Source organism: Thermoplasma sp. (genome assembly GCF_023256435.1).
Classification (GTDB): Archaea; Thermoplasmatota; Thermoplasmata; order Thermoplasmatales; family Thermoplasmataceae; genus Thermoplasma.
Map to the genome: position 1 here is coordinate 1 of NZ_JAGDXM010000037.1, position 10,323 is coordinate 10,323.

At 43.0% G+C, this 10,323-nt stretch carries 10 protein-coding genes; 6 read left to right on the top strand and 4 right to left on the bottom strand.

All coding sequences use genetic code 11. The annotated features are described in order from the left end of the window. Positions 1 to 392 precede the first annotated feature (392 nt). Both Q0C15_RS04700 and Q0C15_RS04705 read right to left on the bottom strand, forming a co-directional pair. A complete protein-coding gene (locus tag Q0C15_RS04700) occupies positions 393 to 1,400 on the bottom strand; it encodes a BadF/BadG/BcrA/BcrD ATPase family protein (RefSeq protein WP_297216869.1) in 1,008 nt (335 codons plus the stop codon). Beyond that, positions 1,397 to 2,347 carry an SIS domain-containing protein gene (locus tag Q0C15_RS04705; protein WP_297216871.1) on the bottom strand — a complete coding sequence of 317 codons (951 nt, stop codon included), beginning with the start codon at positions 2,345 to 2,347 and terminating at the stop codon, positions 1,397 to 1,399. The genes Q0C15_RS04700 and Q0C15_RS04705 overlap by 4 nt, the downstream gene beginning before the upstream one ends. A 289-nt stretch (positions 2,348 to 2,636) precedes the next feature. Here Q0C15_RS04705 and Q0C15_RS04710 point away from each other — a divergent pair, with 289 nt between their 5' ends. The 4 genes from Q0C15_RS04710 (at position 2,637) to Q0C15_RS04725 (ending at position 4,971) form a co-directional block, all read left to right on the top strand. Next, positions 2,637 to 3,248 carry an SDR family NAD(P)-dependent oxidoreductase gene (locus tag Q0C15_RS04710; RefSeq protein WP_297216873.1) on the top strand — a complete coding sequence of 204 codons (612 nt, stop codon included), beginning with the start codon at positions 2,637 to 2,639 and terminating at the stop codon, positions 3,246 to 3,248. Beyond that, on the top strand, positions 3,245 to 3,397 hold the full coding sequence (locus Q0C15_RS04715; protein WP_297216875.1) for an SDR family oxidoreductase: 153 nt from the start codon (positions 3,245 to 3,247) through the stop codon (positions 3,395 to 3,397). Before Q0C15_RS04710 ends, Q0C15_RS04715 begins: the two co-directional genes overlap by 4 nt. A gap of 105 nt (positions 3,398 to 3,502) precedes the next feature. Beyond that, positions 3,503 to 3,871, top strand: a complete 369-nt coding sequence (locus Q0C15_RS04720) for a RidA family protein (RefSeq protein ID WP_297216877.1) — start codon at positions 3,503 to 3,505, stop codon at positions 3,869 to 3,871. An 8-nt stretch (positions 3,872 to 3,879) separates the two neighbouring features. After that, a complete protein-coding gene (locus Q0C15_RS04725; protein ID WP_297216879.1) occupies positions 3,880 to 4,971 on the top strand; it encodes an alanine racemase in 1,092 nt (363 codons plus the stop codon). A 551-nt stretch (positions 4,972 to 5,522) separates the two neighbouring features. Here Q0C15_RS04725 and Q0C15_RS04730 read toward each other — a convergent pair. Beyond that, a complete protein-coding gene (locus tag Q0C15_RS04730; RefSeq protein WP_297216881.1) occupies positions 5,523 to 6,740 on the bottom strand; it encodes an MFS transporter in 1,218 nt (405 codons plus the stop codon). Between the two features lie 92 nt (positions 6,741 to 6,832). On the opposite strand from Q0C15_RS04730, the gene Q0C15_RS04735 reads away from it, so the two are divergent. Together Q0C15_RS04735 and Q0C15_RS04740 are read left to right on the top strand one after the other, a co-directional pair. After that, positions 6,833 to 8,599, top strand: coding sequence for a S9 family peptidase (locus Q0C15_RS04735; RefSeq protein ID WP_297216883.1), 1,767 nt, complete (start codon positions 6,833 to 6,835; stop codon positions 8,597 to 8,599). Beyond that, entirely contained in the window at positions 8,599 to 9,180 is a 582-nt protein-coding gene (locus Q0C15_RS04740; protein WP_297216885.1) for a hypothetical protein, read from the top strand. The genes Q0C15_RS04735 and Q0C15_RS04740 overlap by 1 nt, the downstream gene beginning before the upstream one ends. Here the strand turns inward: Q0C15_RS04740 and Q0C15_RS04745 are convergent. Beyond that, positions 9,165 to 9,920, bottom strand: a complete 756-nt coding sequence (locus tag Q0C15_RS04745; RefSeq protein WP_297216887.1) for a class I SAM-dependent methyltransferase — start codon at positions 9,918 to 9,920, stop codon at positions 9,165 to 9,167. The genes Q0C15_RS04740 and Q0C15_RS04745 overlap by 16 nt on opposite strands. Between the last annotated feature and the right edge of the window lie 403 nt (positions 9,921 to 10,323).

Here is a 10,323-nt window from a genome sequence, read left to right on the forward strand (position 1 = left end):
GGGTGGGAATAATAGTATAAGATATTCCAAATTAAAAAGCCGATCGCTGGTTCGATTTTTCCTATCTGGGGGACTATTTTATTAACATACATATTCTATCAAGGTATAATATAGGACTAGGTGGAATCATAATTCGTTATTCTCGTGGTGTCGATATTTGTATCCTTTGAAATGCAAGTCCATGTAATGTATAGTGTTAGTATAAGGCCAAAAGGGGTAATATAGCAGAAAGCATCTTTTCATATATATCGCCACATAATCCGAAAGAGTCAATAACAATAGAAAAATGATTAATTTCTACGATCCTAACTGCTTTAATTTGATTATTCATAAATTTTTCAAATTATTTCAAAATTTCCCGATTACTACTGCATAATGTTCCTATCATGAAATTATGGTGCTTCGGTCAATTTCAATATTTCAATATAATCTGGCAGCGCTGTAACATCAAGATCCATAATGGCCCGATCCGTCTGAGAAACGATGCTGTCCCTTAGATTGGTATCGAACTGAATCTTCATATTGTTTAGGAACATGATGATGCCTCCCACCGCAACGTGATATCCATAGAAGAGTCTCAATGTTTGGTTTTCAATCAATCTCTTTACAGTATCTGTCAATATTCTACCTGCCATCACCGTTCCACCTACCAATGCCATATCTACCCGATGATCGAAGAATTCAGTCATTCTATTCAGGATCCTTGCATCATATTCTCCAGCCTCATCCAGAATTTTCTTTGCTATAGCATCCCCTTTATACGCCAGCATAGAGATCCTTGGGGCCATCAAAGCAACCTTTCTTTTTGGATGATCCCCTTCGAGATCGTTTATGGCCTGAATGAAATCATTTCCAAAATGTTGTTCAACAGCTCTGATCAATGAGTCGCCAGCTATGAGACCATCGTACTGCTCTTCACTCAGAGTTATGGCCCTTTTAGCAATCCAGGAAGCAGATCCCTCGTCACCTGCGAACCATCCCCAACCGCCGATCCGATTCAAATGATTCTCTTTCTGATATATTCCTATGCTTCCCGTACCTGGAGCAAATATTAGACCATCGTGAAATAGATTTGCCATCCTATAGGCAAATACTCCGTCGTTTTCAATGTAGAAAATACGATTGCCTGCGACAGTTTTTGCCAATCCACGGCCAATGTCATTTGCCTTCGGAGAGTCCCCGTATCCTGCTATTCCCAATACGAGGTCATAATCATCGGTTCTCCTCAGAGAAGTTGCCATATCTATAGCCTTTCTAATGTTATTAGCCGCAGTTTCTATAGAAACTGAAAAATAATTGGACGGCCCAGCAATTCCGACTCCAAGAACCTCCTCCGCTTCCGTATCATAATATATGGCAAAAGTCTTTGTTGCACCGCCATCGACCGAAACGATCTTCATTTTACCACCTTGGTGAGTTTCTTTGGATGATCAGGATCTATATTGCGTGCGATTGCGGATCTAAGAGCCAGAATTTGCAGGGGAATTATATCAGCTATGGCCCGCAATAGAGGATCGTCTAGACCGCTGATGAGATCAGATCCGACGGTATCTACCAAGAGAAATTTGGAAGTATATGTTCTGATCTTATCAGAAGGCACATCGCTAATGCACACCACCAAAGTCTGATCATCTAAGGTCTCTATGTATCCATGTTGGTATTCTCTGAAAGGAAAGCCCTCTGCATCTATTCCTGCCGTCTCTCGAAGCTTAAGCGCACCCTCCATCGCAGAAACATTGAATATTCCGGATCCAAGAAATATCGCCTTCTTGAAAGAAAAATCCAGACTCATAGAAGCAGATTTTGCAATCAATCCATCTATGGATGCGGAGAGACCGGCAATGTTGATATCCAGCCCAGAAATCGAAGAATAGATGGCTAAGGAAGCGATAAGGGATCCAGTGAAGCTCTTTGTGGCCGTTATGGCTATCTCCTCTCCAACGTTGTAACTGAGATTGTGGTCTGACATATGGGCCAGCGTATTTATTTCACCGTTTGTGATGGAGACAAGTTTGAAATTTCTATTCTTAGCAGCTTTGGCGGATGCTATGACATCTGAACTTTCTCCAGACTGACTGAAGGCAATAACGAGACCATCTCTGTATTCAGAACTTTCGAGCATATCATTGAATAGCGAAGACGGCATCGGCTTGTTAAATATCGACAGGCTATCCAGAATCGACGATAAGAAGAGAGCAGAATGATAGCTGCTTCCGCTGCCGATTATGAATATATCTCTATCGTCGTTGAACAGATCTTTGATCGTTTCACTATGGCTAATTATCCTATCAAACGATCTTTTAACAGTCAGAGGCTGTTCCCTTATCTCCGCTTCCAGATGATACATGATTCAGTCATATGGTAGCATTATTTAAATAAAACTGGAGCTGTATTGCAACCACAGCGCATGACACATTGATCATGAATTCGAACCAGAAATCTTTCCATGCATTTGGATTATGCCCCACTCATGAGCTATTGGATAGGGAGGTAGGCCATGATAACCGGAAGCCGGCCTTTGAAAGTATAAGGATAACAGACCTGAAAAATTGTGGATCAAAGAACGTCGGGGAAATAAACCATTTACGATGAATAGTATTATTATTTGGTATTCACATAATGACACTGGTATTAATATGAGGCTGTCAAATAAGAATGCGATCATAACTGGCGGTGCTGGATCTATAGGATCGGCTGTAGCTGAGCGTTTTCTGGAAGAAGGAGCCAATGTGCTTATAGTGGATCTGGATCAAAGATCCATAAATTCCACAGTGAATCGTTTAAAAGACAAAGGCGGAAGGATCGATGGCTTCAGCGGTGATGTTTCAAAAGCCGACAGCGTTAAAGAAATGATCCATCATGCTCTGAAATTTTTCGAAGACGGAAGGATAGATATTCTGGCCAATATAGCAGGAATTGGTCCGTTCTCAAAATTCACAGAAATCAAAGAATCAGACTGGGACAGGACAATCGACGTGAATCTGAAGGGAACGTTTCTCACCTCCCAAGAAATATCCAAGGTAATGATAAAACAGGGAGGTGGCGTGATAATAAATATGTCTTCAACGAATGGGATTCTGGCTGAAGAGGGTCTTGCGGCTTATAATGCTTCCAAGGCAGGTGTTATCCTCTTATCGAAGACGATGGCACTCGAGCTCGCAAAGTATAATATCAGGGTAAATTCCGTATGCCCTGGATTTATAAAAAAACAAAACTTCAGGATGAGGCCGGTTTGCCGAAAGAGATGATCGATAACTACATCAGAAAGATACCTCTGGGACGATTTGGAACGCCCATGGATGTTGCAAACCTCTTTGTGTTTCTTGCGTCAGATGAATCAGCATTCATAACAGGCACAGAGATAGTTATTGACGGTGGACAGATATGCCAGGAGTGAAAAACGTGGACGGCCTTCGGGACTAGAATTTTTCCTTATATGGGAGATTCTGGGGATTAAAAGCTTAGGCAAAATATTTTTATCCGTTGAGATCATCTTTTTTCTATGTCTCAGAAAAAAGTGATCGATGTCTCCGACCTTCCTAAAGGTGGTCCATATTCTCATGCTGTTGTCTCAGGAAATCTTGTCTTCGTTTCCGGTCAGACCGGTCAGATCCCAGATAAAAGGACTGGATTCTCAGATCAATTCAATAATGCGATGGAGAAGATAAAGAAAATTCTCCAGCAGGCCGGATCGTCGCTGGATAACATATTGAAGATCACCGTGTATATTGCGGATGCCAGATATTTCAAGGAACTGAACGATCTGTATGGTAAATTTTTCAAATCATCGCCACCCGCAAGGACAACGATAGTTTCCGGTTTTGTGGCTGATGATGTCTTGGTAGAGATCGACGTTATCGCTTCGATATAGGTGAATTGATGGATTACGTTAAGGCCCTCGACCTCCCATTTGATACACCATTCATGGTGATTGATATAGAACAGACCAGAAAAAACATAAGGAAGATGCAGGATGTTGCGGATAGGAATGGTAAAAGGCTGCGTCCACACTCCAAGACTCATAAGATCCCGGAACTTTCTAAGATGGAGATAGAGGCCGGTGCTGTCGGTGTATGTGTTCAGAAGACGGCAGAAGCCGAGATCATGTTCTATGGTGGAGTGAAGAATATTCTGCTCAGCAATGAAATCTTTGGAAGCAAGTTTCTACGAGTTGGAAAATTAGTCTCTATGGGCTGCGATCTTACCGTGGCTGTTGACAATATACCTGCGCTGGATCAATTCTCTGAGGTATGCAGGCAGCTTGGAATTTATGGGAATGTATTGATCGATGTGAATATAGGTATGAATCGCTGTGGCATAGATCCAGAAAAGATTGATTCCTTGATTGAAGGAATCAAGAGTCGCGGTAATTTGAACCTTGCTGGCATAATGGCCTATGACGGTCACGTAAATGATCCAGATGTGAAGAAGCGTGAAGAGGAGGTAAGGGCAGAGGAGCTTATCATAGAGCCCATTATAAGAAAAATCAAATCGTACTGTTCAGATGATCCCGTGGTCTCGGTGGGTGGAACACCAACGGCTGAGATCTGGGCTAAGTCTTCGTTGGCCACGGAACTGCAGCCGGGAACATACGTATATTACGATGTACACTGTATGAGACAGAATCTGTGCACCATGGAGGAGATATCCATGGGTGTAGTTTCTATGTGCACCAGTGAGAGTCGAGGTGATCGTATAGTCCTGGATGCAGGATACAAGTCCGTGGCGATTGATCAGGGTGTTTATCCAACGGTGATGGATGCAGATGGGAACGAATACAAAGTTCTATCGATGTCTGAGGAGCATACGGTGCTAAAAGCTAAGGACAACTCTTCGCATCTTGGGCAGAGATTTCTTTTGCTTCCCTACCATGCATGCACTACAACCGATCTCTGGGATTCAGCCTACGTATTCGATGGGAATGGCCAGCCATACAGTTTGCCTATCCGCGGAAGGGGAAAGAGAGAATAATCCTGCAAAGAAACTTGGACGGTTTAGTTACTGTGATCAAGAACATAAGCAATATGAAATAAAGAATATTTGGAGAAGTATAGCCACAGCATGAACATTGGAAGAGTCTTTTTTTCTAATTTTTGACAAATTTCTTTGCAATTTGCAAAACTCCAGTCTTCAGCGATGATATATGCGCGCTTTCTACAGTAAAGCTCTTCAATATACTTTTGCAGGGCTCATAGGAAAGTTAGGAGTTAGAGGAAGAAAGTAAAACTCCCTCTTCGGACATGAGATATACGGACTCCCCTCAGTGGAAAGATCTATAAATTATCTTTACATATTTTTTGAATCCCCATGATAACCAAGTAAATGATACTTAAGTAAAATCGCTGAGATCCGAATATACGCCTGTGGAGATCGCAACCTCCGTAACCCTTCTTCCAGACATGGATCGAAATAAAGTTTCCAGTGACGGGAAACTGCGATCTGAGCAATTATAGAGATAAGAATAAAATGAGAAATTTGCTATTGAAAATAAAATATATATCATTGGGATTAGGACAAGATCATTAAGCCAGCTCTTCTTTCAGTTGAGCATTCACTATCTCCTTCACATTCTTTGGATATCTCATGGCAACCGTGATTATCAGTGCGATCAGTGCGGGAATAACGGCTGCATAGAGAAACGCCGTCCTGAATGCTATCCTGGTCAGAAGGTATGACAGCAGAAGAGGCCCTATGATCCCGCCTATGTTGAATGTCATCAGTACGGCACCGCTGACCGATCCCACGACCTGGTCCCTGACCATATCCTGCCCAGCTGCAGGGCTGAGAATCGAGAATATACTCCATCCTGTACCGAAGGCTATGGTGAGTATCAGGTACAGGAGAATATTGCGATGAAGCAGTACCATCAGCAGCGAGGAGAGGAATATCAGCGTTATCGCAAGGACTAGTATGTATTTTCTCCCGATCCTGTCGCTTGCAATTCCGGCTGGAATACCGAAGACGATGCCGCCGACGCCCAGAACGGAGATTATCACGGCAGTTGAACCATAGGTGAAGCCAACGACGCTCTCTAGGAAATAGGAGAAGTATCCAAGCACGTTGAGTAGGGTGAAGCCGAAAAAGAACATAGCCAGCATTGGAAAGATCGAATATCCATTCACCATCTCTCTCAATGGGTTCTTTGGTTTCTTCTCCATCTTGAATATGTTGGGAATTAGCGCATAGAATATTACTGAGATTACGAAGCCTATTATTCCGGATATGAGGAAGGGCATCCTGTAGGAATGATGAAATGGAAGGAATATGTATGGCGCTATTACTAATCCAAGGCCGGCCATAACGCCCCAGACCATGACACCGGTGCCTCTGGATTCTGGATTAGCATCGCCCAAAAATGCAACAGATGCGGACTGAAACATTCCAACGCCAAATCCTACGAGCACTCTTGAAATGATCAACTCAACAGCATTGACTGAATATCCGGTTGTTATTGTAAACACAGAGAAGAAGAGAACGGATGCAACCACTATGGTCTTCGGTGAGAATTTATCGAAAAGAAAACCTCCCACAAGACTGAACACAGCTATGCCGGCTGCATATCCACTGATCAGTATTCCTAGATAATAGGAAGGGAGCCGGACATTGGAAATTATGGTGGCAGAGGCGAAGGTATATGCAGATCCATCAAAGTCTGCTGCAAGTGCAGGTAGCGCACCGATCACGAAAACAGTGATCAGGCCCATCAAGCTACTTGTTGCCAGTTTTCTTGTTGTTTCCATACGTGTCAAATATATTCATGGTGATAAAACTTTCGTCTATCGAAATCACAGAATGAAGCCAATTTTCTTATATGATATGACAATTCATTGCTATGGATCCGACGCAGGCATATAAAGTAAGGTTCGCGAACGATATATTTATGGATGGCGACTGGGTATATTTCACGGAGAAGTACATCAGGAATGATGAATATCATTCCGTAATAAAGAGGATGAACCGATCTGGAGACATCGTTCAGGTTACATTCGGTGAAAATGAGCGCTATCCCAAGATATACGAAAATTCGCTCTTCTACATCAAATACACGAAGGAGAAGGAGTCTTTAATGCGTGTCGATAATTTATCAGAGGCCAAAGAGATCGCTTCATTTGCAAAGATCTCAGACTATACGCTGATAGGGAAAGATATCTATGTCATCGCACAGGAACCGGCCGATAATACTTTGCCCTTTGAAGCCCGCGACGTGAAATATAGGTTCAATGCACGTGGTCTTCTCCGTTCCTATAATGCCCTCTACAGGATAAGAGAAAAACCGGAGAAGATCTATTCCGGAAATTTTGACGTCACAGGCATAAGATCAAACGGAGGCAGGATAGTCATATCCACCACCGAAAATTCCAACGATTATGGTCTTACCGATCTCTTTGAAATCGATGCAGACGGTAAGAAGCTTAAGAGGATAACTAAGGAGCCTGCCGATATAAACGATTTTGCGGTGTCTGATTCCGGCAGAATAGCCTTTTCAGGTTACTACGGACTGGATGTGGGAAGGATCTCAAACATAGTATTCCCTGAGGAGGATCTAATGATATCAGTTGGAAAGGATGCATACAACTCAGTCATAGGAGATTCATTCGGTGGTTCGCACTACAGGCTTATGTTCTATGGCAATAAAATATACGCCATTGGGCAGGATCGATCGTCTTCCTTCATCTATGAAGTCAGCGACGAAGTCAGGAGGATCACGCCTGAGGAACGCAACATAGTGGACTTCGACTTCAGAGGTTCGCTCGCCTACATCTATTCTGATATGGTGCATCCATCAGTGGTCAGTTTCGATTCTGAGTACGACCTGAATCCAGACATCAGAGGTATAAAGGCGCAGTCGTTTGATATGGATGGCGGCGAATGCTTTGCCATGGTAGCATCAAAGGATGCTCCGTCCATACTCTTCATACATGGTGGTCCGCACACTGCTTACGGACACACGTATTTCATAGAATTTCAGTATTTCTTTTCCAACGGATACAACATACTGTTCTGCAATCCTCCCGGAAGCACAGGATACGGGCAGGAATATGAGAAAGCCTGCATAGGCGACTGGGGTGGAAAGGATCTTCAGTATATAGAGAAGTTCGTAAAGGAATGCAGGATCAGATATGGACTCACAGGAAAGATCGGTGTAACCGGCGGTTCCTACGGAGGATATATGACCAACTGGATCGTGACGCAGACGAACGAATTTGCCTGCGCAATATCTGAAAGATCCATATCCAACCTGTTCAGCATGATAGGCACGAGCGATATCGGCTTCTGGTTCAACACTCTTGAGCTGGACTTGAAGGATCCGTACTCCATGGAGGGCATGCAGAAATTGATGGAATTTTCACCCATAAACTACGTGAAAAAGGTTAAGACACCGACAATGCTCATAACCGGAGAGGAGGACTACAGATGCCCAATAGAACAAGCAGAACAGTTCTACGTTGCACTTAAGCTCAACAATGTGGATGCATCTCTGGTCCGATATCCCGGTGATAATCATGAACATGCCAGATCAGGTGTTCCAAAAAACATGCTGGACAGGCTGAAGAGAAAGACCGAGTGGTTCGATAGGTATCTGAAGAAGGAAAACTGATGATTGATTTCATCTACCTGTTAGGTTCGGTCATACTTCTCGCTTCGCTGCATATGGTGGCTCCAGATCACTGGTTGCCACTGGCAGCTCTTTCCATAAAAAGGAAATTGAAAGCTTCCAGCGCCGCATTCATAGCCTCTGTTCTGGGCCTTGCGCACTCATTGCTTTCCCTTGCGCTTTCTCTGGCTATAATATTCCTTGGTATGTACTTTTTTGGTTTCGTTTCCTTCAGGATAATCGCCATCGTCATAATAGGGGTTGTTTGCGTTTATATGTTCGTGAACACCATAATGGAATCAAGGAGATCCACGAAGGTCGAAGAAACCGCGCTGACGGTGAGCGTGCTTCCTGATCCAGCCGTCCTTCCATTTGTTGTTGCTGCTGGTATATATGGTAATTACGGTTTGTTTTACATATCATTCGCCTTTGTGGCAGCTAGCGTGATCGCCCTTGCCTTGATATCATATGCAGCCAACAGAGGGCTTCTCTCGGGTCTTAAGAACCTGAATCCTGTTACCATAGACAAGATTGTGATACTCATACTCATCATCACGGCCTTCTACATCTACATCTTCGGCTGATCTGCTTTCGCCATAGCTATTATCAATCTTTCCTTTCTCAGCACCATTTTCTCTGGATCAAAGCGCATCCTCCTCAGCTGGTCGGCCGTTAGACCATTCAGAAACGATAGGCACTTCTTTGCAGTTTCAGAATCCATCGGTACGGGGTAAAGCCATTTTTCGAAGGTCAGTTCCTCAATGGTCGTGTTCATAGATAAGATCTTGAGGCCATGAAGTTCAGCCAAATTGCGATATTCGCTTATCTTGAGAGCACCGACATGCGTTGGGTCCCTGATCCTCTCCAGCATGTTGAAGTTGTCTTCGTCATCGTCTTCTGGTGAGACCATATCTGCTATCGCTATGGTCCCATTTTCGGCAATTAATTTCGAAGCTTTGCTAAAGAAGGCGCTTTTGTCGTTGAAATGATGAAGAGCCCTCCGTATTGTGATGGCATCGAATTTGATATCGGTCTCATAGGATTCAAACGGTGTCTTGATGAACTCTACGTTCCTTATGCCACGATCCTTCATGAGATCCCGTGCCTTGGTTATCATGTTTTCCGTCTCATCTATGGCGATCACGCGCTTGCATTTTTGTGATAACGCGGCTGCTGTGAACCCAGTACCGGTAGCCACATCCAGGCATATGTTCAGGCCATCCGGTATGATCGACATGAGAAGATCAAGATCCGCACCCTTAGCATGAGAAACGCTTTTTGCATAACCTTCAGCATATTTATCGAAAAATGGATTATCTGACATCGTTGTTCATGCGCCCGTTGATGATAAAATTTTAGTTTGGGCCGTAACTTTTTTTATTTTCGTACTTGCGGAGTTAGCGCCTCTTATCATCATCAAATGGTCACCAAACACGTTCTTTTTACTGTAAGATAGACAATACACCAGCATCATGATCATTCAATTTATTTTGACTATACATTATTAATCTAAATTTTTAAATAAGTATATGCAGATTATGCTTGTTCTTTTAAATTAGTTATACTTACAAGTTTCTAATATATAAATGTTTCTACTTGGCATTTTCCACTTTCATGTCATGTTTCCGGAACTTAATATTGCGGTCTATTCTTAAGCTCACTATTTCCTGAGAATCTATCCGTATTGAAGCGGTTTATCAGATTTCTAACATCCAACAAAAGTTGAC

Bases quoted from the DNA above. Each gene is read 5' to 3' on its own strand.
- Q0C15_RS04745 (WP_297216887.1), bottom strand. From the start codon at position 9,920: ATGTCAGATAATCCATTTTTCGATAAATATGCTGAAGGTTATGCAAAA.
- Q0C15_RS04735 (WP_297216883.1), top strand. From the start codon at position 6,833: ATGGATCCGACGCAGGCATATAAAGTAAGGTTCGCGAACGATATATTT.
- Q0C15_RS04705 (WP_297216871.1), bottom strand. From the start codon at position 2,347: ATGTATCATCTGGAAGCGGAGATAAGGGAACAGCCTCTGACTGTTAAA.
- Q0C15_RS04740 (WP_297216885.1), top strand. From the start codon at position 8,599: ATGATTGATTTCATCTACCTGTTAGGTTCGGTCATACTTCTCGCTTCG.
- Q0C15_RS04700 (WP_297216869.1), bottom strand. From the start codon at position 1,400: ATGAAGATCGTTTCGGTCGATGGCGGTGCAACAAAGACTTTTGCCATA.
- Q0C15_RS04730 (WP_297216881.1), bottom strand. From the start codon at position 6,740: ATGGAAACAACAAGAAAACTGGCAACAAGTAGCTTGATGGGCCTGATC.
- Q0C15_RS04725 (WP_297216879.1), top strand. From the start codon at position 3,880: ATGGATTACGTTAAGGCCCTCGACCTCCCATTTGATACACCATTCATG.
- Q0C15_RS04720 (WP_297216877.1), top strand. From the start codon at position 3,503: ATGTCTCAGAAAAAAGTGATCGATGTCTCCGACCTTCCTAAAGGTGGT.
- Q0C15_RS04715 (WP_297216875.1), top strand. From the start codon at position 3,245: ATGATCGATAACTACATCAGAAAGATACCTCTGGGACGATTTGGAACG.
- Q0C15_RS04710 (WP_297216873.1), top strand. From the start codon at position 2,637: ATGAGGCTGTCAAATAAGAATGCGATCATAACTGGCGGTGCTGGATCT.